The organism is Anabaena catenula FACHB-362 (genome assembly GCF_014698735.1).
Lineage (GTDB): Bacteria > Cyanobacteriota > Cyanobacteriia > Cyanobacteriales > Nostocaceae > Anabaena > Anabaena variabilis_A.
This window is the reverse complement of the sequence record NZ_JACJTQ010000031.1, coordinates 51089-74836: the sequence shown is the minus strand read 5'-3', so window position 1 is coordinate 74836 and position 23748 is coordinate 51089. Positions and strand designations below refer to the sequence as shown.

Sequence of the window (23748 nt, the reverse complement as noted above, 5' to 3'; positions counted from 1 at the left end):
ACCAATGACCAATGACCAATGACCAATGACCAATGACCAATGACCAATGACCAATGACCAATGACCAATGACCAATGACCAATGACCAATGACCAATGACCAATGACTAATGACCAATGACCAATGACCAATGACTAATGACTATGAACATAAGAATTGGTAACGGCTACGATATTCACAGATTGGTGAGCGATCGCAATTTAATTTTAGGCGGTATTCACATTCCCCATGAACTAGGTTTGTTAGGACACAGTGATGCTGATGTTCTCACTCATGCCATCATGGACGCGATGCTAGGCGCTTTATCTTTGGGCGATATTGGTCATTATTTCCCACCTAGCGATCCCCAATGGGCTGGGGCTGATAGTCTTGTACTATTAACTCAAGTACACCAGCTAATTCGTGACCAAGGTTGGAAAATAGGAAATATTGATACTGTCGTTGTGGCTGAACGTCCGAAATTGAAACCCCATATTTCTAAAATGCGGGATAAGTTAGCAGCAGTTTTAGAAGTAGAACCAAATCGAATTGGTGTCAAAGCTACTACTAATGAAAAACTCGGACCAACTGGGAGAGAAGAAGGTATTTGTGCATACGCTGTGGTTTTGTTGGTAGCGGGTGATTAGTTAAATTATTTACTGAATTAGAGGAAACAATGATATGGATATCAAATTTTCTGATAATATTTCACAATATCTCCCTTTTAGGAATAGGAATGAAAATATTGTTTTATTAGTTGAAACAAAAGCCGAAAAACTAGAAAATATTTTCAAGCAAAATGCTATTTCTCAATTGAAAACATACTACTTGCAGAATATTAAACAGGATATCAAAAAAGATATTCCTTTCGGTATGTTAGTTGATTTGGAAGAAATTAATATTTTCTCATTGACTGAAGAGCAAAATATCAAAGATTCAATATCTCTGAAAACAAATGATATACTCAGCATCTACGATCCGGAATTTAGTCAAAAAAGAATATTTAATTTTCATCTAGAAACTCTTGTTCAATCTTGGCTAAGAGATTTAGCATATCATTGGAATTCAGATAGGCCACCAGCGTATAATGAAGTAGCCAAAATTGGGTTGTTGTCATTAATAGAAGGAGAAGAACATACTTACATAATCAGAAATTGAGTAACATATTTACACTTACATACTTTTGATTAGGTTATTAGGAAAAATCAGGTGCTGATACTATACATAGAGACTAATATTATCATGGCTGTCGCCAAAGGAAGAGACTTAGAAGCAGAAAAGTTACTGCGTTATCCTCCTCCATCAATGCGTATAACCATACCCGCTATTTGTTATATTGAAGCAATTAATACATACAGGAAGGATAAGGAATATCAATTAAAATTTCAAGCAGAAATGGATAAACAAATTAACGAATCAATACGTGATCAAACATCTATTCACGCTAAATCTTTTTCTCGGCATTTACAAAAAGCATCAATTGAAAACACACTATTATTAAATAATATTCAAAACCGTTTCTCTGAAATCATAAATTTACTAATTGAAAATGCAGAAAATATAAATTTTAATGGCAGTATAATTAAGGCAATCTCAGAGCAGATTTTCCTAGAGAAAGAAACATTATTAATCAAGAATGATCTGATGGATAACTTGATATTACAGTGTATTTTGAGTCATGCAAATCAGCATCCTAACGAGCGAAAAGTCTTCATAAGTGGTAACACCAAGGACTTTGGAAAAGAGAATGTACAACAAATTTTAAATAGTGCAGGTATAGAATACTTTGGCAATACTAAAAACTTTCTAGGTAGGCTAAATTCTCAATCATCCTAATTGATTACTGCGAATAAATTATGACATTAATTAAAAAAATAATCAATCACACAAAACGCTTTTTTTTACTCATAACTCTTCTTTCCTTTACAGCAATATCAATTACTGCTTGTAACCCAACAAAGCTAAAAAGTGAGGCTGCTCAAGTACCGCAATTAGTAACTAGTATTCTCAGTGATCCTAAAACCTTTAACTATGCACTAAATGCGGAATCTCCCAACATTTTTGGTTTGACTTATGAAGGATTAACTAACGAAAACTATGAAACTGGTCAAATTGAGCCAGCTTTAGCAGAATCATGGCAAATTTCTGATGATAAGTTAAAAATTATTTTCACTTTGCGTGAGAATCTAAAATGGTCTGATGGAAAACCACTAACAGTTGATGATGTGGTGTTTACTTATAACGATATTTATCTCAATGAAGATATTCCTACTGATATAAGAGACACCCTCAAGATTGGTGAAAATCGCAAGTTGATTGCTGTACGGAAAGTTGATAATCGACGAGTTGAGTTTACTGTTCCAGAACCATTTGCACCATTTTTGCGTAGTGCTACAGCATATGGTATTTTACCAGCCCATGCTCTTAAAGAATCAATCAAAACAAAAGATAATGAAGGTAAACCAACATTTCTGACTAAATGGGGTGTAGATACTCCGACAGATCAAATCATCGTCAATGGACCTTATAAACTAGACCGCTATGATACTAGTCAACGTGTAATTTTCCGACGAAATCCTTACTACTGGCGCAAGGATGCTCAAGGTAAATCTTTACCTTATATTGAAAGGATAGTTTGGCAAATTGTGGAATCAACCGATACTTCCTTGCTCCAATTTCGTTCTGGTGGATTAGATACTGTGGGGGTGTCTCCTGATTACTTTTCTTTGCTGAAAGTTCAAGAAAAACAAGGGAAGTTCAAAATATATAATGGTGGACCTAGTTCTAGTACAACATTTTTGTTCTTCAATTTGAATAAAGGGCAAAGGAATGGTAAGCCACTCATTGATCCAGTTAAGTCGCGGTGGTTTAATACGGTGGAATTTCGGCAAGCTGTAGCCTATGCGATTGACAGGAAAACAATGATTAATAATACATTTAGAGGTTTAGGTAAATTACAAAATTCACCTATTTATGAAAAAAGTCCCTATTATTTATCGCCTCAAGAAGGACTGAAAGTTTATGATTACAATCCAAATAAAGCCAAGCAACTGCTAATTCAAGGAGGATTTAAATATAATGAACAAGGTCAAGTATTAGATGCTGAGGGTAACGTTGTTCGCTTTACTTTAATTACAAATGCTGGAAACAAAATTCGGGAAGCGATGGGATCACAAATTAAACAAAATTTGAGCAAAATTGGCATTCAAGTTGATTTCACGCCAATGGCATGGAATACATATGTAGATAAGATTTCCAACACCCTCGACTGGGATGCTGGTTTAATAGGATTTGGTGCTGGTTTAGAACCAAATGATAGTGCAAATCTTTGGTCTCCCGAAGGTGGATCGCATTTATTTAATCAGAAACCACAAGCAGGACAAAAACCAATTCAAGGTTGGGAGGTTTCTCCTTGGGAAGCAGAAATTGGTCAACTCTATATTCAAGGTGCAAAGGAGTTAGATGAAGCAAAACGGAAGGTGATTTATAGCAAAAGTCAGCAGATTACCCAAGAATATTTGCCCACGATTTATTTAGTAAATCCTTATTCGTTGGTAGCTGTCCGCGATCGCTTTGAAGGCATTAAATTCTCGTCCCTTGGTGGTGCTTTTTGGAACATTCATGAAATTAAAATTAAACAATAGTCATTAGTATTCATGGGTAAGAATTTATGATTTTTCCATTACCAATTACCAATTACCCATTACCAATTACCCATTACCCATTACCCATTACCCATTACCAAAAATTGCTGTGACTCAACCTGAAGCTTTGCGATCGCTCTTAGAAGCCGTCGCCAATGGTAAAGTAAGCCCAGAGATGGCATTAGACTCACTCAAAGACTTAACCTATGAATCTGTAGGTGACTTTGCCAAAATCGATCATCATCGTCAGCTAAGAACTGGTTTCCCAGAAGTGATTTGGGGGCCTGGTAAAACACCTGATCAAATTGCTCAAATTATGGAAGTTATGCGTCAGCGTGGTTCTGTCGTCATGGCCACCCGCATTTCCCCTGATGTTTATGCCGCACTGCAAAAAAAGGTGCGGGAACTGCAATATTTTGAGTTGGCGAGAATTTGTGCCATTACTCCCTCAGTCATTGAACCTAGATTTCCTGGCAAAATTGCCATTCTTTCGGCTGGTACTGCTGATTTACCAGTAGCCGAAGAAGCCGCAGTTACAGCTGAACTTTCCGGTTTTCTTGTCCAGCGTCTTTGGGATGTTGGTGTAGCCGGGATTCACCGCTTACTCAATAACCGTCACGTGATTGATTCAGCATCAGTATTAATAGTTGTAGCAGGTATGGAAGGCGCTTTACCTAGTGTAGTTGCAGGTTTGGCAGATTGTCCCGTGATTGCTGTTCCCACCAGCATTGGTTATGGTGCGAGTTTTTCCGGTTTAGCACCTCTATTGACAATGCTCAACTCTTGTGCTGCTGGCATAGGTGTAGTCAATATCGATAATGGCTTTGGTGCAGCAGTTCTAGCGGGACAAATTTTGCGGACTTCAGAGAAATTACGCTTGGCATCACAAACATCTTAAAGTTATGACATTAAACTATTCAGGGTAAATAATTGGGTATTATCGCTTAAACTTTAGATGTCATCTGCTACTGTTAACTCAAACACGCAGCCCAAAGAAAATATGACCTACTTGAGTGATTCCATATCTCAGATAATTTGGCATTTGCCTGTAGACATCACTTTCCTAGCTCAACAAGTTCGTGATGCCGATCTTATGGGTCAGATACAACGAAATTGGAGCCAATTTGTCCAAACCGGACAAATTTGGGCTTTATTGACTGGTTTGATTATTGGCTATATGCTTAAGAGTTTAACTAGTTACGGTTAAATTGATTTGAGATTTTAGATTTTGGATTTATCATCAATCCGAAATCTAAAATTGTTTTTTCCTCTTTCTTCAGATTTATGACTGAAAAACAAACTTGGAGCCAGCGATTTGAATCCGCACTGCATCCAGCTATCGCTCGTTTTAATGCCAGTATAAGTTTTGATATCGAATTAATCGAATATGACATCACTGGTTCCCAAGCTCATGCCAAAATGCTGGCTCACACGGGGATTATTTCCCCAGAAGAAGGAGAGCAACTAGTTACAGGCTTAGAACAAGTCCGCCAAGAATACCGTCAAAGAAAATTTCAGCCTGGTATCGATGCCGAAGATGTACATTTTGCTGTTGAAAAGCGACTAACAGAAATTGTTGGTGATGTGGGTAAAAAGCTACATACAGCCCGATCTCGCAACGACCAAGTAGGCACTGATACCAGACTCTACCTCCGCGATCAAATTCAACACATTCGCCAATATTTACGGGAATTTCAAACTGTTTTACTCGATATAGCTGAACAGCACGTTGAAACCCTGATTCCTGGCTATACTCACCTGCAACGCGCCCAACCGCTGAGTTTAGCTCACCATCTCCTGGCATATTTTCAAATGGCGCAACGGGACTGGGAACGCTTGGAAGATGTTTGTAGCCGAGTGAATATCTCTCCTTTAGGGTGTGGTGCTTTAGCGGGAACTACTTTCCCCATTGACCGCCATTACACAGCGGAACTATTAAAGTTTGATAGGGTTTATGCTAACAGTTTGGATGGAGTGAGCGATCGCGATTTTGCGATCGAATTCCTCTGTGCAGCAAGTCTAATCATGGTTCACCTTAGCCGACTTTCCGAAGAAGTGATTCTGTGGTCATCAGAAGAATTTCGTTTCGTCACCCTCAAAGATAGCTGTGCCACAGGTTCCAGCATCATGCCCCAAAAGAAAAACCCCGACGTACCAGAATTAGTGCGCGGTAAAACAGGGCGTGTCTTTGGTCATCTCCAGGCTATGTTGGTGATTATGAAGGGACTACCCCTGGCATATAATAAAGACTTACAAGAAGATAAAGAAGGTATTTTTGACAGCGTTAACACCGTAAAAGCCTGTCTAGAAGCAATGACTATTTTATTACGGGAAGGTTTAGAATTTCGCACTCAGCGCTTGGCAGCAGCAGTAACAGAGGACTTTTCCAATGCTACTGATGTGGCAGATTATCTAGCTGCGCGGGGTGTACCTTTTCGGGAAGCTTACAACCTTGTCGGCAAAGTCGTAAAAACCAGCATGGCTGCTGGTAAACTACTCAAAGATTTGCAGTTAGAAGAATGGCAACAATTGCATCCAGTATTTGCCGCTGATATTTATGAAGCAATATCTCCCCGTCAAGTAGTTTCTGCCCGCAACAGTTACGGTGGTACTGGCTTTGCCCAAGTAAGACAAGCGCTCGTCACTGCCCGTACAAATATCAGTAACTGAGTATTTGTAACTCAGAATTAAATTCAGATTGCAAAATTCAGGGTGTACAAAAGTACACCCTAAAAGTGCAAATACTCAAAGAGTAGAGAAATAAATAGGCATATTACTCAGCATCAACTGCTGCTGCTCCTTCATCTTCTTCACTCTTAGGAGGTCTTTGTTGGAACCTTCTTTGCATTCTTCCTGTCGTAGTCCGTTTACGAAACTTTCTGGCATATGCCTGGTTCCGTAGCGCCTTTTCTTTTTTGGGGTTACGGCGCTTGGCCATATTCACCTCATGAATAAACAACAAAAAATCGGCATCTAGGCAATATCAGCTACCGATATTATTGATATACTTTTAGCCTAGTGCAAAAAATCAATACATTAGAAACAGCATACCATCCTATCGTATTAAAATAGGTGATGTCAAGCAAAAATTAGAATCATTTACCCAAAATTTCAACTTTGTACGTAAATAATCTATCTTTGAGATTATACGTGTTTTCTGGATTTAAACAAAAAATTGATCATATAGCAATCCGATTTGATTTGTGTATCCCTTATGGGAGGCGTAGCCATATCTACTCATGTAGGCAGGGAATAGGTAATAGGTAATAGGGAACAAAGAAGGTAGATGTATACCTATTTTCTAAGCGCAAAGGCAGACTGTGCTTACAAAAATCAAATAGGAGTCCTATATATGAATACTTTTTTTAGATAAGTAGTTAATAATTTCATCAGGAAGACACTTAATCAACTGATGTTATTAAGCAAATTGTCCTGAATTGACTTTACCAACCTCGTATTTATTAGAGTTTATAATCAGGTTTTAGCTCTGTGCTAATAATGCTAAGACAAAACTATAAATATTGATCAGTTTAAAAATCCACCATACTGATCAAGGTCATGCATTTACTGAAAGCAGATGTTAAAATTGATTTATTCAACGTATATTCGTGAGAATTACAGCCCTAATACTATACATTTTTGTATAAAACAAAACTCGAACAATATTTTATTATTTGAGTTGATGTAAGTGTTAGGTAATTATAGACTACAACATAAACATTTGAAGATTGAAAATTTTAGATTTTTTTACGCCTGTCATCAAGTCTACACGTAGCTTATGGCACGTTGGACAAACAGTATTGGGTATTATCTTTCGCCATCCCATTACTGGTACTAGTATTATCCCGATTTTACCTGATGGTCGAATTGTGCTAATTCGACGGAGCGATGATGGTTGTTGGTCTTTACCTGGTGGTATGGTGGACTGGGGGGAGGATATTCCCAATGCAGTCCGGCGGGAGTTGATGGAAGAAACTGGACTAGAATTAGTGAAAATTCGGCGTTTAGTTGGAGTTTACTCCGCACCAGATCGAGATCCTCGAATTCATTCAATTTGTGTTGTGGTTGAAGCTGAAGTACAAGGAATCATGCAGGTTAAGGATACTTTAGAAGTTCTGGAAATTCAAGCGTTCCCTTCTACTTCTCTACCTCAACCACAGATGTCTCATGATCACTCTCGGCAGTTACAAGACTACCTCAATGGCTTAACAACATTAGCATAATAAGATTTTGGATGTTGGATTTAAGACGAAATCTAAAATCTATGCTTTTGTAAATTTTGATGTTTACTTATATTTAAAATTCATATTCCTAATTAATTATTTCCAATTAGGATTTTTTCCATGCCCAAAAAAATCAAATTCTTTTCTAATATTAATTTTTCTGTAATCTCTGGAATATGGGTTTGGAGAAAGTTTTGAAAGAAATTACCATCCCCGCCAGTAATAGCAATTTTACTTTCAGGAAATAAGGATAACCAAGCCTGAATAAAATCTTTAATTCCTGCTAATAATGTGTAAATTACTCCACTTTGAATTGCTTCGGTTGTATTCATGGCAAAACGTGGAGGTAAGGATGTGATTAAACGAGTTTCTAATAATGGTAATTGTCCTGTATTCTGCCCCAAACTTGTAAACTGTAAACTTAGTCCGGGTAAAATTGCCCCACCGACTAAACACTGATTAGCATCTGCACCTGTAAAAGTCAGTGCTGTGCCGGCATCAATTACTAAAATGGGAAATCCCCATGTTTTTCCTGCACCATATAAAGCAATAGCGCGGTCAATTCCTAGTGTGGGATACATACCTTTGAGAGGGATGTTGTTTAAGGTAATTAAGCGCACATTTGGGTAAGTTTGCCAAAGTTTTGTTTGACTAGGAACTACGGAAGCTAAAACGAGAGTGATGGGGAGGTTGGGAGAGAGGAAGATGGGACGAGAAGAAGATGGTGAGAGAGGAATAGTATTTGTTTTAGCTAACTGTTGCATATCAGATTCTGATAAATGGTCTGTATCCCAAGCTGAGTTGAGGGTATTGTCAACAAATAACGCCCAATGTAAGCGGGAATTACCAATCATTAATCCTAGCCAAGGATTATCTGTGCGTTGTTGGTGGGTATTCTGTTTCACACTTTTAACTTTCTTAAGTGAGCCATAGGTTTTTTAAGAAAAACTAACATTCAACCCGTGTCACAATAAAGTGAGAGGAACAAATACTCATTTTGTCAAGGAGGGGAGTTATGGTATTGCTCACCGATAAACATGAAGGACAGGAAAACACAGCCCCGCAAAAACGGCTCACCATACAGACTGTAGAGATTGCTGAAGATACGACAGCGATTCGGTCTTTGGACTGGGATCGCGATCGCTTTGATATTGAGTTTGGTTTGCAAAACGGTACAACCTATAACTCATTTCTCATCCGTGGTGAGCAAATTGCTTTAGTCGATACGTCTCACGAAAAATTTCGTCAGCTTTATTTTGATACACTCAAGGGTTTAATCAATCCTGAGGACATAAATTATTTAATTATCAGCCACACGGAGCCAGATCACAGCGGCTTAGTGAAAGATTTGCTGTTTATGGCTCCTGATATTACTGTAGTCGGTTCTAAAGTGGCAATTCAGTTTCTGGAAGATTTGGTACATCGGCCATTTAAACGTCGAATTGTCAAAAATGGCGATCGCTTGGATTTAGGTAATGGTCACGAATTTGAATTCGTTATTGCTCCTAATTTACACTGGCCTGACACCATTTTCAGCTTTGATCACAAAACCCAAACTCTCTTCACCTGCGATGCTTTTGGCTTGCATTACTGCACAGATAGCGTCTTTGATGATGACTTGGCTGCAATTGAAGAAGATTTTAAATATTACTATGATTGCTTGATGGGGCCAAATTCCCGTTCGGTGTTGTCGGCGATGAAGCGGATGGCAGAATTGAAAACTATCAAGATGATTGCTACAGGTCACGGACCCCTACTCTACCACAATGTTGAGGAACTAACCGGACGTTATCGCAGTTGGAGTCAAGGACAAACCAAAGCCGAAACACCGGTGGGGATATTTTACGTTTCCGAGTATGGATATAGCGATCGCTTGGCGCAATCCATCGCCAACGGTATCGCTAAAACTGGCGTAGCGGTGGAAATGGTCGATTTGGGTGGAGCGGTTGATTTACAAGAGTTGCGGGAACTGGTAGGACGCTGTACAGGTATAGTTGTGGGAATGCCCCCAGCCACTGAAAACCCGACAATTCAAGCTGCACTTAGCACCGTTTTAGGTTCAGCCAAAGAAAAACAAGCGATCGGTATTTTTGAAACCGGTGGTGGAAATGATGAACCAACTTACCCACTATTAAATCAATTTCGGGCTGCGGGTTTGAATGTTGCTTTCCCAGTGATTGAAATTCGGGAAACACCGACAGAAAACACTTTCAAAAAATGCGAAGAAGCGGGAACCGACTTAGGACAGTGGGTAACGAGAGACAAAAGCATCAAAGCCATGAAATCCCTTGGTGCTGACTTAGATAAAGCCTTGGGGAGAATTAGTGGCGGTTTATATATTATCACAGCCAAAAAAGGTGATGTATCTAGCGCCATGTTAGCTTCTTGGGTAAGTCAAGCCAGTTTCAAACCATTAGGGTTTTCCATAGCTGTAGCTAAAGATCGGGCGATTGAATCACTCATGCAAGTAGGCGATCGCTTTGTTCTCAATGTATTAGAAGAAGGCAACTATCAACCATTGATGAAACACTTCTTAAAACGGTTCGCTCCCGGTGCAGATCGTTTTGAAGGAGTGAAAACCCAACCAGCAGAAAATGGTGCGCCCATTTTAGGTGATGCACTAGCTTATATGGAATGCGAAGTAGTCAGCAGAATGGACTGCGGCGATCATTGGGCAGTATACAGCACAGTTTACGCCGGAAGAGTATCAAAACCCGAATCACTGACAGCAGTACACCACCGCAAAGTCGGTAATCACTATTAAATGATTCTTTCTTGTCCCCCCTCCTCGCTTGCGGGGAGGGGGATAAGAGGGTTATTCACAAATTCTTGATTTTATTGAATCTTATAAGGAAATAAAACCATGTCAGAAAATACTAAACCTCGTGATGTGCAGATTCTCCCCATTGGGACAGATACAACAATATTAAGATCGCGCAGTTGGACTAGGTTACGATTTGAAATAGAATACGCTTTAGCTAAAGGGACAACAGCGAATTCTTTTTTAATTCAAGGTGATAAAATTGCTTTAATTGACCCACCGGGAGAAACTTTCACCGAAATTTATCTCCAAGCTTTACAAAAACGGTTTGATATCAAAGCAGTTGAGTATGTAATTCTTGGTCACGTCAATCCTAACCGCGCCGCCACATTAAAAGCTTTACGAGAAATTGCTCCACAAATTACTTTTGTTTGTTCAAATCCAGGCGCAATAAATTTACGTGCCGCTTTAGAAACCGAAGATTTGCCAATTCTAGTAATGCGGGGAGATGAAACTTTAGATTTAGGTAAAGGTCATCATTTGCAATTTATTCCTACACCTAACCCCCGTTATGCAGATGAACTTTGTACCTATGATCCCCAAACAGAAATCTTATTTTCTGATAAGTTATTTGGAGCGCATATTTGCGGCGATCAAGTATTTGATGAAGGTTGGGAAGTCTTTAACGAAGATAGGCGTTATTATTTCGATTGTCTCATGGCTCCCCACGCCAGACAAGTAGAAACAGCTTTGGATAAATTGGCAGATTTGCCGATTAGATTATACGCTACTGGACACGGGCCTTTGGTAAGGTATGCTTTACAGGAACTTACCCACTCTTATCGAGAATGGATTCAACAGCAAACCAATGCTGATATGACGGTGGCTTTGATTTATGCTTCCGCTTATGGGAATACTGCAACTGTAGCTCAAGCGATCGCACGTGGTATAACCAAAGCAGGTGTGAGTGTCGAATCCATTAACTGCGAATTTACCGAACCCGAAGAAATCAAAGCCGCAGTCGAAAAATCCGCTGGTTTTGTCATTGGTTCTCCCACATTAGGCGGACACGCACCCACACCAGTCCAAACAGCTTTAGGAATTGTCTTATCTACCGCTACAAATAATAAATTAGCTGGTGTTTTCGGTTCCTTTGGTTGGAGTGGAGAAGCGGTTGATTTAATTGAAGGAAAACTCAAAGACGCAGGTTACAGATTTGGTTTTGACACCATTCGCGTCAAGTTCAAACCCAATGAAGTCACCTTACAAACCTGCGAAGAAGCCGGAACCGATTTCGCCCAAGCATTGAAACGCGCAGCAAAAAGAGCAGTTGTGGCTAAACAACCCGCGACTAATGTAGAACAAGCAGTTGGTCGGATAGTTGGTTCTCTGTGTGTAGTCACCGCTACTCAAGGAGAAGTGAAAACGGGGATGTTAGCATCTTGGGTGACACAAGCTAGTTTCAGCCCTCCTGGTTTAACCATTGCGGTAGCTAAAGAACGGGCGATGGAAATAATGACTTACACTGGTAGTCAATTTGTCGTCAATATTTTGGCTGAAGGTAGAGAAATACGTAAGCAGTTCATGAAGGTTTACGCCCCCGGACAAGATAGATTTGCGGGTTTAGCAACGGAAGAAGCTAGTAATGGCGGTGTAATTCTTTCTGGTGCTTTAGCTTACCTGGAGTGTTCTGTCCAAAGTCGCATGGAAGCCGGTGATCATTGGTTGGTTTATGCGACTGTTAATGATGGGAAAGTGTTAAATCAAGATGCTGTGACTGCTGTGCATCATCGCAAGTCGGCGAGTTATTATTAAGAATCCCACCCCTAGCCCCTCATCGCTTGCGGGGAGGGGTAATTTATTTCCCTATTCTTTCTAATTCTTCTCGTAATACTCGCAGTAGCGTTGCTTCTAATGGTTCACGGCGTTGTTGAATATACTCAAGCAAAGCATCATTAATCAATGTAATGTGCCAATGAGGTTTATTGATTATGCCCCTATGAATACTGTCACCTTTGATGTTCCTGAAAATACTATTTATGCTACTATAAAGTAATAAAAATAAGATTACCATCTGGTAATACCATGCAAACGGAAAAAATCTCAATTTCCTTACCATCCCCATTAGTACAGTTTGTTGAGAATTACAAAATTACCAAAGGGTGTAAATCTCGTTCTCAAGTAATTGAGTTAGCACTAGATTTACTGCGATATCAAGACTTAGAACAAGCATATAGAGAAGCATCAACAGAAATTGACGAAGATTGGGAATTAACCGCAGGGGAAGGCTTGACAGATGAAACGTGGTGAAATTTACTTTGCTAATCTGAATCCAGCCGTAGGTTCTGAAATGGATAAACGCCGTCCGGTTCTAATAGTCAGTAATGATGCTAATAATAATGCTGCTAGTGTAGTCACAATTTTACCTATTACTTCCAACGTTAGCCGTGTTTATCCCTTCGAGGTTTTGCTAAATCCAGAAGATAGTGGTTTATCTAAACCTTCTAAAGTTCAAGCCCAGCAAGTACGCACAATTTCTAAACAGCGAATTTTAGGAGATGCTATGGGTAGTTTGAATACAGAATTAATAGAATTAGTGAATGCTGCGCTCAAATTACATCTCTCTTTAGAGTGAATTACAATTTTGTGAGATGAACTATGAATACTGTTACTTTAAAAAGCTCATTTTATCGAAAAACTTATTGCGATCGCACAAATAATCGAAAAACGAACCGCAGAGGACGCAGAGGACACGGAGTAATCAGAGTTTGAGAGTTTTTTCGTAAGTCCTAAGATTATAGCGATCGCTTTCCTCCCCCCAAGCATCGCATTTTTGGAGTTTAGACAAAGGTGATGTAAATGCGATATGCAGGAAAATAAAAAAGATATTTCATAAATTTTATTTTGATTCTAGAATTTGGATAACTTCAGAATTATTTTGCTCGTTCCCAGTCTCCGGCTGGGAATGCCTACCAGGAGGCTCTGCCTCCAAATCCCAGAATACAAGCCACTTTACCCGATTTTGTGCTGGTAGTTGAGGCAGAGCCTCATCAACTGCATTCCTAGTCAGAGACTAGGAACGAGGAAAAAATGAGAAAAGATTTATATCTATCGTCGTCAAGTGTGTTATGTTAGTTATGTCGATATATTGATAAGTATATCGATATGTCGATAAGAAAAGGGCAGGTGTTACCAGCACCAAACCCAATAACCTGTTTCTGTGTTGTCGATTTGTGTTCTACTTGAGTCTGTCAATGATAACCAGGACTTTGCTTGCTAAGGAATCTGCTTTTTGAAAGATAAATGCTACTACTAGGAGTAGTAAAGATATCAAAATCAGAACTATTAGTCTATTCATTTTTTTGATTGTAGGTTATCAACACATAAAACATAACTTCGACCAGCACCCTGATAATAATCGAGGCGCAGCTTTGATTTTTTATATGTATTTGATAAATCATAGCATCTTTTAGTAAAAAAACGCTAATTTTTTGGCAACAGCGCTTAAATATATAACTATTTATCAAAATACTCCTATATTTAAGGCAAATATCATTCTGATGAATACAGTTGTTCTAAACCTAGCACCTATTATTCACCTTACAGACGACCAATTTTACCAACTCTGTACTGATAATAAAGACCTAAACCTTGAACTAAGCGCAACAGGACAACTAATAATTCTCCCAGGTTCAGGAGGAGAAAAAGGTATTCAAGAAGCAAACTTAAATGCTAGTGTAGGTAATTGGAATCACCAAACTAAATTAGGAATAGTATTTAGTTCCTCAACAATATTCCGACTTCCCAATGGTGCAAAACGTTCACCTGATGTAGCTTGGATAAAACTAGAACGCTGGGAAGCATTAACAGAAGAAGAACGGGAAAAATTTCCTCCCCTGACACCAGATTTTATAATTGAACTGAGATCAAAAACCGACAGATTGAAAACCCTGCAAGAAAAGATGCAGGAATATATAGATAATGGTTTGCGTTTAGGTTGGTTAATTAATCCCCAAGATAAACAAGCAGAAATTTACCGACTCGGAAAACCTGTAGAAATCGTTCAACTTCCTGCGCTACTTTCTGGAGAAGACGTTTTACCAGGATTTCAATTACAGCTTTAAACGACATGAGAGTTTTTAGCTTTATGTAGTATAAATTTAAAGTGTCCCAATTAAAAAAGTTTGCTGTGCAGGACTTGTAAAAATATAAATACAGTTCCTGACTAAAAAATTGTATATATGAAAAAAACCCTATTCCTCAGTCCACCTTCCTTTGATGGCTTTGACGGTGGTGCTGGTTCACGATACCAGGCTAAACGAGAAATTACTTCCTTTTGGTATCCCACATGGTTAGCCCAACCCGCCGCCCTGGTTCCAGGTAGCAGGCTAGTAGATGCACCACCACATAGTCAAACTGTGGAAGATGTGCTGAAAATTGCCAAAGATTATGAATTGGTAATTATGCACACCAGCACCCCCTCCCTCGCTAATGATGTCAAGTGTGCTGAAGCCATAAAAGCCCAAAATCCAAATGTGCAGATTGGTTTTGTGGGGGCGCACGTTGCGGTATTACCAGAAGAGACTCTGCGGGAAAATCCAGTTATCGACTTTGTATGTCGGAATGAGTTTGACTATACCTGTAAAGAAGTCGCAGAAGGTAAATCTTTGTCAGAAATCACGGGTTTAAGCTACCGTGACCAAAATTCCCTGATTCGCCATAATGAAGAGCGTGCTTTGATTCATGACTGGGATGCTATGCCCAGTGTACTGCCAGTTTATGCCCGTGATTTAGATATTAGCAAATATTTCATTGGTTATTTGCTGCATCCTTATATTTCTTTTTACACTGGGCGCGGTTGTCCAGCCAAATGCACTTTTTGTTTATGGCCGCAAACTATTGGTGGACACCTCTACCGTCATAAAACTCCAGAAGCGGTAGGAAGGGAAATGGAAGAAGCCAAAGCCTTGTTTGGGGACAAGGTGCGGGAGTATATGTTTGATGATGACACATTTACTATTGATAAGCATCGAGCGATCGCAATTAGCGAACATATGAAGCGGCTAAAACTGACTTGGAGTTGCAACGCCCGTGCTAATTTAGATTACGATACTTTGAAAACTTTACGAGATAACGGTTTACGCTTGTTGCTTGTGGGTTTTGAATCAGGAAATCAAGAAACTCTCAACCGCATCAAAAAAGGTATCAAGCTAGAAGTGGCGCGGGAATTTATGAAAAATTGCCACAAACTCGGTATCACCGTTCACGGTACTTTTATTATTGGTTTACCGATTGAAACCAGAGAAACTGTAGAAGAAACAATTCGCTTTGCTTGTGAACTTAGTCCCCATACAATTCAAGTTTCTATAGCTGCACCTTACCCCGGTACAGAACTTTATGAACAAGCTAGGGCTAACGGTTGGTTTGCGAACGAATCATTAGTCGCAACTTCCGGTATTCAAACCTCAACTTTGCAATATCCTACTCTTTCCAGTGCAGAAATTGAAGATGCTGTTGAGCAAATGTATCGCAAATTCTACTTCCGTCCCAAAGCAATTATTCCCATTGTTCGGGAAATGTTGACTGATAGACAGATGTTGGTACGTCGTCTGCGAGAAGGTGGAGAGTTTTTCTCTTACTTGAAAGAACGTCGCACCCAGTCTGTCGCTAACGCTAAAGCAAATCAGAAGGCTGTTGTGTAATAGTGTGGAGGCGTTTCATGAAACGTCTCTATATTCAAGAATAAATTAAAAAGTATAGATATTGATGGTTGAGGAAAAAGAACAAAAACATCGTCGTTTCGCCATTATTAATGGTGATGATTTCGGCTTTTCTCCAGGTGTGAATCAAGCAATTATCCAAGCACATAGCCAAGGCGTGCTGACTAGTACTAGTTTAATGGTAAGTGGTGATGCGGCCGAAGATGCGATCGCACTGGCAAAAAATTCCCCTGATTTAGCAGTCGGTTTACACCTTGTGTTGGTTTGCGGTAAATCAGTTTTACCACCTTCGCAAATTCCCCATTTAGTCGATTCAGATGGTAACTTTTCTAATAATCCCACTCAAGCAGGTTTAAATTACCAATTTAACCAAGCTACCCGTGAAGAACTTCGTCAAGAAATCCGCGCCCAATTAGAAAAATTCCGCGATTCAGGTTTACAGCTTTCTCATGTAGACGGACATTTACACCTTCATGTTCATCCTGTAATTTTGGGAATTTTAGTAGAATTAGCAAATGAATTTCATATTAAGTTCATTCGTTTACCATCTGAAGAATTGGCAAAAAGTCTTAAACTTGATCAACGTAATTTACTAATTAAAATAGTTTGGTCTGTAGTGTTTGGACAATTGCGCCGTTACGGTGAGAATTTATTAAAAACTCATAATATTGAATTTGCTGAACGAGTTTATGGCTTGTTACAAACTAGCAATGTAACTGAAGAGTATTTACTGGGTTTGATACCGCAAATTCAAGCCGATTTCATAGAAATTTATTCTCACCCCGCAATAGTTAACAATGGAGAACCTGTGAATACTCCAGGAGGTGAAATCGAACTTGCAGCGTTATTGAGTGGGCGTGTGCGTGAGGCGTTGGTGGTGAATGGGTTTGAGTTGACGAATTATCTGAAGTTGAATTCAGTCGCTGCATCATCTGCACTCAAACACAACTAAAATATTCATTTCTTAGTGACGGCGTGTTTTTGCAAATCTTCCAAATTACACACCTCCACAGCCCTAGCATGGGTAGCTGAGAGGAGAACTGGAGGTGCAACCCCAGCCTCAAGAGCTTCTTGCCAACGGGCTGCACACAAACACCAACAATCACCAGGTTTCAAACCGGGAAAATTATATTCAGGAAAAGGGGTACTCAAGTCGTTTCCTAGAGATTTGGTAAATTCTAAAAATTCTGCTGTTACTTGAGCGCAAACCACGTGCATTCCCACATCTTGGCCACCTGTTGTACAAAACCCGTCGCGGTAATACCCTGTCATGGGAGAAGTGCAACAAATTTCTAATTTTGTTCCTAATACGTTTTTAGCGTCTGCCATATTTAATCCTAATTTCATCCTATAACTGTAAATTTTAAAGGCAATATTCCTTATTATATTCAATTTTACCGTAGTCTAGTTTGATGAGGCGGTCTGCTAGATGAAAATAGCGATCATCATGGCTAATTACGAGGATTGTTTTACCTTTTTTTCGCAATTCTGGTAATAACTGAGTATAGAATATTTCTTTAAATATGGGATCTTGGTCTGCTGCCCATTCATCAAATAGATAAATTGGTCTATCTTCTAAATAAGCTGTTAGCAAAGCTAATCTCTTTCGCTGTCCTTGAGAAAGTGCGGTGGTGGAAAGTTGCCCATTTTCAATTTTTACTTTATGGTCTAATTGTAGTTTCTTAATATACTCTCTCGCTTCAAAATCTAAAGCGCTATTTTCTAAACCAAAAAGTTCTTCAAATAAATAGAAATCGGAGAAGATAACAGCAAAATGTTGGCGATACCATTCACGATTTTGATCATTTATTAATTCTCCATCAAAGACAATTTCTCCGTTTTCAGGAATGTATAATCCAGTAATTAATTTAGCTAAGGTAGATTTACCGCTACCGTTTCCACCAACAATGAAGATTATTTCTTGAGGATATATTGTCAAATCAATTGAACCAAGAATAAAGTTGTTATCTTCTTGTTCTCTGTAATAAGTGTGGGTAACACCATGAAGTTGTAAACTTTGCCAGAAATATTTAATAGGGGGTGGTAATGTTGATATTTCTGCCCGATTACCTAGAGATAAACCTAGAGATTCTATTTTTTGTAAGGCTATATCGGCTTTGGTAATTTGGGGAAGATTACTAACAATATTATCCATCGGCAACATCAAATAAGTGAAAGTTAAAATATAGCTGGAAAGGGTTTTAGGACTGATGGGCAGTAATTTAGGTAATGCAAATAATAAAAAACCCATTGCGAAAAAAAACAGAAGTTTACCCCAACTAGTAGTTGCAGCAAATAAAGTCAGTCCATCAATATTATGACGACGAAATTGACTAGCAGTTGATTGTAAATTTTTTGTTAAAAAAACTTGACGGCGTTGATAGTTAAGTTTAAGTTCTTTGATGCCATCTGTAATAGTTCCTAAATGCTTAAATAGTAAATCTTGATCTTCACGGGCAAGGGCTAATAATTGCCCTCCTCGATTTAACAACCATTGGCAGCTACCTATACCTACTACCATTAAAATAACTAGCATTAATAATACTAACCAAGATAGGCAGGTGATATAAACCAAACAACCCAAAACAGTTGCTAAATCAATGCACATAAAAGGTACTATATATACAGCATTGGCAACAGCTTGGACATCTTCTGTTAAAGTTGCTAATAGTCGAGAATTTCCGATTTGTTCTAGATGACTTAACTCAGAAGCAAGTATTTGCCGACTCAAGCGCATTCTTAATTGTAAAATGGCATTTTGAGAGAGGCGAATCAGCATTACTTGTGTAATGATGCTGGTAATCAGAGCGATATTTACTAAAGCCAAAAATCCCCAAGCGATGGATATTAAAGGTAAAGTATATTCTTGATTTGCGCCACGGCTAATCAGGGCAATTAGTCCAGCACTACTAGCACCACTCAAAAAGCCGGTCAAGATGGCGATCACTACCATCACCCAAGAAGAACGTAGAAGAAAGTAAATTACATTCATGTGTCAATTGTCAGTTATCAGTTGTCAGCTATTTTACTTACTGCCTCCTTCTGTTTATCAGCAGTCTTATTCTACTGTTACGGGATTTATGCAGCGATCGCATTTCGGCGTTATCCCTATCCCGTCAATCCCGAATTTCATCCACCTTTAACCATTCTCAAACCACTTTGTGGAATAGATGAAGAGACTTACACCAATCTAGCCTCATTTTGTCAGCAGTATTACCCAGAATACCAGATTGTCTTCGGGGTCAGGGATTTCATCGACCCCAGCATAGAAATTATAGAAAGGCTAATACAGCAATTTCCCCATGTGGATATTAGTTTAGTTGTCAAGGATGAAATAATTGGCACAAACTTGAAAGTAAGTAACTTAGCCCATGCGTTCACCACAGCTAAACATGACATATTAGTTATCGCTGATAGTGATATTCGCGTTGACAAAGATTATTTACAACAGATTATCCAACCGCTAACAGATCCAAGTGTTGGTGTTGTCACCTGCTTATATCGTTCCTTAGCCCAGGGATGGGTAGCCACATTAGACGGAATCGGTACTGCTACAGACTTTCATACAGGCGTTTTAGTCAGCAATCAATTAGAGGGAATAAAATTTGCTCTCGGTTCTACGATAGTCATTCGTAAACGAGTGCTGGAAACAATTGGTGGCTTTAAAGCGATCGCAGATTATCTTGCTGACGATTTTCAACTTGGCTACCTCCCAGCCCAAGCAGGTTATAAAGTCATATTATCTAATTATATAGTTGATCATGTTTTAGGTACTAGCAGCCTGAGCGATACCATCAAACGCCAAATCCGCTGGGCTAGGTGTATCCGTGTTTCTCGTCCTTGGGGTTATTTAGGACTCGTCTTTACCTACGGAACAGTTTCTAGTTTATTGTTGTTGATAACTAGCGGTGGTTCTATACTCGGCTGGACTGCGTTAGTTATTATCTGGGGAATGCGGTTAGTTATGGGTTGGGTTGTGGGAGTCAATGTTTTGCATGATCCCATCGCCAAAAAGTTTTTATGGCTCATCCCTCTACGCGATTTGCTGCATTTTTTCATCTGGTGCTATAGCTTTTTTGGTAACACCATTGAATGGCGTGGACAACGAATGAAGTTGACTCACGAGGGTAAGTTGGTGGTAATTTCTATAGGACTTACGCAAGACTAACGTAAAAAACGAACCGCGAAGACGCGTTCGCGGTAGCGTTGCGAAGCAAAGGACACAAAGAAAAGAGGGTTTGAGAGATATTTTGCGTAAGTCCTGTTCTATATAGGCAGAAAGGGCAAGGAAACCCCGCCCCTACAGAGTTATAGCAACAGACAGGGCGGTTAGGACACCAACTGATTATAAAACCTAGACACCAAAAGACTCTTCAGACTGTCACCTGTCACCTGTCCCCTGTCACCTGCTATACAAGATTTATTTACCCGTCAATTAGTTCTTGATATCATGTTCGCTTAATTACTTATCCAAAAAACTCTCCGCGTCGGCTTTAATTATCAGTCTTTAACCGAACACGATATGACAGACTACTAGAATATGAACCACGATTTTCATCGTCAAGGCTTTTACAATCGACGTAACCAGGTAGATTGTTCCCAAACAGCTTGCAGGGAAACAAGATTTTTGCGATTAAACCAATGTTTCCAAGCAGCTTTCAGATTTCCCTTGGCTGCTGCTTGCACTCCATCACTAACAGCCACACCAATATGCTGCATGACGCTAGAGTCACGGTAGCAATCAATCATACAAGCCGTACAACCATCACGCACCCGTTGGGAACCATCAAACTCTGTGATATGACACATGGGTTTATCCCAGTTGTGGCAACGATAAAGGTTAAGATGCCAGTCTAGATAAAACAATTTCCAGCCACCCAGACACCCAAATTGCTCTGGTTCTCCCCGTAAATGACGCTGCATATCTTCAATAGAGGCGGTAGGATTTACAACCTCAAAGTCGCGTTTTAGGGCTTTGACAGTTTCAAACCGTTGATTTAATTCCTCAGCAGTGTAGTTGACTAAGTCAGATTCGGCATAACCAAGATAGGATGAGCCAAGGGTGGTTAGAGGATAGGAGAAAGTGACACTGTCAAACCCTAAAGACTTCAAAAATGGTGGTAGTTGATTGTAATCTTCTATCAATCTACTCATGGTGACAGAAGCTGTAGTACTGATATTGCGTCGCTGGAAATGGGTATTGGCTTCTTGAATGCGATCGCATACTCCCCTAAGTCCGCGATTTTGCTCATGTTTCTCAGCCTCCGCCGCATCAATAGAAATAATCACACTCATCAACCCAGCATCAGCTAACTCATCAATCCGTTTTGGTGTCAGCAGTGAGCCATTTGTTACCAACATCGTTGCCATACCAAGACTAGAAGCATGAGCAATCATCTCATTTAAATCTGGATGAGCCATTGGTTCACCACCCACATATATGAGAAAATAGACTCCATTCTGGTAAAGAATTTCCGCCGCTTGTTTTGCCTGTTCCAATGTTACAGAATGCCGCTCATCTATCGGCATCTTATCCACAGCAAAACTACAGAACCCACAACGGGCATTACACACACTGGTAATAGCAAATTGACAAGTCGAAGGCCCCCCATCTAGCACTCCTTGTCGAGCAAGTTCCCAAAATGAGCGCCTTTTTGTTCCTAAAACCTGGTTATTTTTTGACATAAAATTTTTCTTTCTACTGATTTGATAATTTATCGTTATAGCAGGTGACAGAGTTGAAAGTCTGTTTGTGTTAGGACTTACGCAAAACATAACCAAAGTAGCGGTAATACCCTTCGGGAAGCAAGCTACATGAATTACCGCTACACAGGAATCAGGTTTTCAGTCAGATCTTGCGTAAGTCCTATGTGTCTAAGTTTTATCATCTCTTGATGTCCTAACCGGCAGTTGCACCCAAAGAGTTTAGATGCCCTTGCTTGACTTTGAACGAAAGCTTTGCCATAAAAAAGTAACCCACCCCGCAGCCGGAATGAGTTACTTTTATCTTTTGCAATTTAAGGGGTTAGCCGATTTAGCTGAGTAGAGGCTACTTAGTAGCGACCACGACCGCCGCCACCACCACCGCCACCGCCGTAGCCGCCGCGTCCACCGCCGCCGCCACCACCACCGAAGGAACCACCACGGTCTTCCTTAGGCTTGGCTTTATTAACTTTCAAATCCCGTCCCATCCATTCAGCACCGTCGAGAGCTTCGATGGCTGCTGTTTCTTCTGCATCTGTACCCATTTCTACGAAAGCAAAACCGCGAACGCGGCCAGTTTCCCGATCGGTGGGAATCTGCACGCGCTTAACAGTACCGTATTCTGCGAATACAGCTGATAGAGCGTCTTGTGTAACTTCGTAAGAAAGATTGCCTACGTAAACTGACATAGATTACTTTGTGTCCAAAACCATCGGGTGTAGAGATTTAGATTTTGGAGAGAAGTCTGTAAATACCAAAAGGGAAAAACCTATCAATACTAACAACACACACTGCCGCCAAATCAAGTCTCACCTTTTTATAATGACACACCAGCCAGAAATTTGGGGGAAATTTTTGTAAATTTTTTGTAAAAAATTATTTCCCCTCTTGAGAAGCTCTCCAGCCTACAAATTGCATCATTATTTTAGGCAAAACCGACCCATTGCTCTCCCCTGCTTGCTCCTCCTGCTGACTAAAAGTAATGTGTTGGACAGCAACACAGTATTAAGCTCAACTCTAACGACAGCAACAACTAATCCCGTTTCACTTTCAAGTTGATACAGATGGACAGACGCGGAGATTCATTTGTAGCTTTAATTAAGTGAATTGATATAGAGTTATACTCGCTTTTCCAAATATTGACCAATCATCAACTGCTCACCAGCACGGGAAATGATACTCTGTCTGGTGCGGTATTTGCTGCCAATAAGCTTGATTTCTTCCTCAAACACGGAACTGTTGTACTCAGTTCGCAAAGACAGGGTTTGGAAATTGGAGAAATAATATTGAGCCGTGACTGGTTTGGTTGTAGCGAAACCGCGATCGCGGTACAAGATATTTCCCAAAGCACCAAACAACGTGCAGCCCTTCGATTCTTTTCCGGGTTTTAGGACATCGGTACTTTCCCAACTCACTTGGGCACCACAGGTCAAAATTTCTAACTTGGACAAATCATGTAACTGAGCCAGGTTTTGCAATTCCTCACAACCCTGTTGTAAAAACCTGATGGTGATTAGACTCTCCACCTCTTTGGTTTCTCCCTGGGGTAGGGTGTAATATCGCCTTTCAGATCGCCACTCACCTACTGATGCTTGGAAAAATTCCGCAATCGGCTGTTCATTGGTAGTTTGGACAATTTTCAGGGATGATGTCACTCTTTACCTTCCTTACATAGATAGTCGCTGTAGTCTCAATCTGCTAACCAATTTGACTATGAG

At 39.8% G+C, this 23748-nt stretch carries 24 protein-coding genes; 16 read left to right on the top strand and 8 right to left on the bottom strand.

The genetic code is table 11. From position 1 onward, the window contains the following. Window positions 1–137 precede the first annotated feature (137 nt). The 7 genes from ispF (at window position 138) to argH (ending at window position 6293) form a co-directional block, all read left to right on the top strand. A complete protein-coding gene (ispF, locus tag H6G68_RS18630; protein WP_190907976.1) occupies window positions 138–626 on the top strand; it encodes a 2-C-methyl-D-erythritol 2,4-cyclodiphosphate synthase in 489 nt (162 codons plus the stop codon). Between the two features lie 34 nt (window positions 627–660). Then, window positions 661–1137, top strand: coding sequence for a hypothetical protein (locus H6G68_RS18625; RefSeq protein ID WP_190907975.1), 477 nt, complete (start codon window positions 661–663; stop codon window positions 1135–1137). A 51-nt stretch (window positions 1138–1188) separates the two neighbouring features. Next, window positions 1189–1815: a PIN domain-containing protein gene (locus tag H6G68_RS18620; RefSeq protein WP_190907974.1), complete on the top strand. Its 627-nt coding sequence runs from the start codon at window positions 1189–1191 to the stop codon at window positions 1813–1815. Between the two features lie 20 nt (window positions 1816–1835). Beyond that, on the top strand, window positions 1836–3623 hold the full coding sequence (locus H6G68_RS18615) for an ABC transporter substrate-binding protein (protein ID WP_190907973.1): 1788 nt from the start codon (window positions 1836–1838) through the stop codon (window positions 3621–3623). A gap of 109 nt (window positions 3624–3732) precedes the next feature. Beyond that, window positions 3733–4521 (top strand): nickel pincer cofactor biosynthesis protein LarB, encoded by a 789-nt coding sequence (gene larB / locus H6G68_RS18610; protein WP_190907972.1) that lies wholly within the window; start codon window positions 3733–3735, stop codon window positions 4519–4521. 102 nt (window positions 4522–4623) lie between these two features. Then, entirely contained in the window at window positions 4624–4830 is a 207-nt protein-coding gene (locus H6G68_RS18605; protein WP_190907971.1) for a hypothetical protein, read from the top strand. Between the two features lie 77 nt (window positions 4831–4907). Beyond that, window positions 4908–6293: an argininosuccinate lyase gene (gene argH, locus H6G68_RS18600; RefSeq protein ID WP_190907970.1), complete on the top strand. Its 1386-nt coding sequence runs from the start codon at window positions 4908–4910 to the stop codon at window positions 6291–6293. 103 nt (window positions 6294–6396) lie between these two features. Here the strand turns inward: argH and H6G68_RS18595 are convergent, their stop codons facing one another. After that, window positions 6397–6561 carry a hypothetical protein gene (locus H6G68_RS18595; RefSeq protein ID WP_016860072.1) on the bottom strand — a complete coding sequence of 55 codons (165 nt, stop codon included), beginning with the start codon at window positions 6559–6561 and terminating at the stop codon, window positions 6397–6399. Window positions 6562–7351: 790 nt separating this feature from the next. Here H6G68_RS18595 and H6G68_RS18590 point away from each other — a divergent pair. Next, complete coding sequence (locus tag H6G68_RS18590) at window positions 7352–7846, top strand: NUDIX hydrolase (protein WP_190907969.1); 495 nt, start codon at window positions 7352–7354, stop codon at window positions 7844–7846. A 92-nt stretch (window positions 7847–7938) separates the two neighbouring features. On the opposite strand, the gene H6G68_RS18585 is transcribed toward H6G68_RS18590, so the two are convergent. Next, window positions 7939–8700 (bottom strand): pantothenate kinase, encoded by a 762-nt coding sequence (locus H6G68_RS18585; RefSeq protein WP_199332649.1) that lies wholly within the window; start codon window positions 8698–8700, stop codon window positions 7939–7941. A 161-nt stretch (window positions 8701–8861) separates the two neighbouring features. Between H6G68_RS18585 and H6G68_RS18580 the strand changes: the two genes are divergently transcribed. Together H6G68_RS18580 and H6G68_RS18575 are read left to right on the top strand one after the other, a co-directional pair. Continuing rightward, complete coding sequence (locus H6G68_RS18580; RefSeq protein WP_190907967.1) at window positions 8862–10610, top strand: diflavin flavoprotein; 1749 nt, start codon at window positions 8862–8864, stop codon at window positions 10608–10610. Between the two features lie 99 nt (window positions 10611–10709). Further along, window positions 10710–12422: a diflavin flavoprotein gene (locus tag H6G68_RS18575; protein WP_190907966.1), complete on the top strand. Its 1713-nt coding sequence runs from the start codon at window positions 10710–10712 to the stop codon at window positions 12420–12422. A gap of 43 nt (window positions 12423–12465) precedes the next feature. Here H6G68_RS18575 and H6G68_RS27270 read toward each other — a convergent pair whose 3' ends face one another. After that, complete coding sequence (locus H6G68_RS27270) at window positions 12466–12681, bottom strand: hypothetical protein (protein ID WP_242045313.1); 216 nt, start codon at window positions 12679–12681, stop codon at window positions 12466–12468. 11 nt (window positions 12682–12692) lie between these two features. Here H6G68_RS27270 and H6G68_RS18565 point away from each other — a divergent pair, with 11 nt between their 5' ends. The 5 genes from H6G68_RS18565 to hpnK all read left to right on the top strand — a co-directional run bounded on the left by H6G68_RS18565 (window position 12693) and on the right by hpnK (window position 17279). After that, window positions 12693–12917, top strand: a complete 225-nt coding sequence (locus H6G68_RS18565; RefSeq protein ID WP_071188206.1) for a ribbon-helix-helix domain-containing protein — start codon at window positions 12693–12695, stop codon at window positions 12915–12917. Continuing rightward, window positions 12904–13242 (top strand): type II toxin-antitoxin system PemK/MazF family toxin, encoded by a 339-nt coding sequence (locus H6G68_RS18560; RefSeq protein ID WP_071188205.1) that lies wholly within the window; start codon window positions 12904–12906, stop codon window positions 13240–13242. The genes H6G68_RS18565 and H6G68_RS18560 overlap by 14 nt, the downstream gene beginning before the upstream one ends. Window positions 13243–14167: 925 nt before the next feature. After that, window positions 14168–14731, top strand: coding sequence for a Uma2 family endonuclease (locus tag H6G68_RS18555; protein WP_190907965.1), 564 nt, complete (start codon window positions 14168–14170; stop codon window positions 14729–14731). A gap of 117 nt (window positions 14732–14848) precedes the next feature. Then, on the top strand, window positions 14849–16309 hold the full coding sequence (gene hpnJ / locus H6G68_RS18550) for a hopanoid biosynthesis associated radical SAM protein HpnJ (protein WP_190907964.1): 1461 nt from the start codon (window positions 14849–14851) through the stop codon (window positions 16307–16309). 64 nt (window positions 16310–16373) lie between these two features. Then, window positions 16374–17279 carry a hopanoid biosynthesis-associated protein HpnK gene (hpnK, locus tag H6G68_RS18545; protein WP_190907978.1) on the top strand — a complete coding sequence of 302 codons (906 nt, stop codon included), beginning with the start codon at window positions 16374–16376 and terminating at the stop codon, window positions 17277–17279. Window positions 17280–17284: 5 nt separating this feature from the next. Here the strand turns inward: hpnK and H6G68_RS18540 are convergent, their stop codons facing one another. Next, the gene (locus H6G68_RS18540; RefSeq protein ID WP_190907963.1) at window positions 17285–17656 is read right to left on the bottom strand and encodes a DUF2237 family protein; all 372 of its coding nucleotides are present in this window, start codon (window positions 17654–17656) and stop codon (window positions 17285–17287) included. A gap of 34 nt (window positions 17657–17690) precedes the next feature. Then, window positions 17691–19319, bottom strand: a complete 1629-nt coding sequence (locus H6G68_RS18535) for a cyclic peptide export ABC transporter (protein ID WP_190907962.1) — start codon at window positions 19317–19319, stop codon at window positions 17691–17693. Between H6G68_RS18535 and hpnI the strand changes: the two genes are divergently transcribed. Then, window positions 19320–20495 (top strand): bacteriohopanetetrol glucosamine biosynthesis glycosyltransferase HpnI, encoded by a 1176-nt coding sequence (hpnI, locus tag H6G68_RS18530; RefSeq protein ID WP_190907961.1) that lies wholly within the window; start codon window positions 19320–19322, stop codon window positions 20493–20495. A gap of 401 nt (window positions 20496–20896) precedes the next feature. Here the strand turns inward: hpnI and H6G68_RS18525 are convergent, their stop codons facing one another. The 3 genes from H6G68_RS18525 to H6G68_RS18515 all read right to left on the bottom strand — a co-directional run bounded on the left by H6G68_RS18525 (window position 20897) and on the right by H6G68_RS18515 (window position 23685). Next, window positions 20897–22012 (bottom strand): radical SAM protein, encoded by a 1116-nt coding sequence (locus H6G68_RS18525; RefSeq protein WP_190907960.1) that lies wholly within the window; start codon window positions 22010–22012, stop codon window positions 20897–20899. A gap of 368 nt (window positions 22013–22380) precedes the next feature. Next, window positions 22381–22719, bottom strand: a complete 339-nt coding sequence (locus tag H6G68_RS18520) for an RNA recognition motif domain-containing protein (protein WP_127053433.1) — start codon at window positions 22717–22719, stop codon at window positions 22381–22383. A gap of 429 nt (window positions 22720–23148) precedes the next feature. After that, entirely contained in the window at window positions 23149–23685 is a 537-nt protein-coding gene (locus H6G68_RS18515; protein WP_190907959.1) for a phycobiliprotein lyase, read from the bottom strand. Window positions 23686–23748 lie beyond the last annotated feature (63 nt).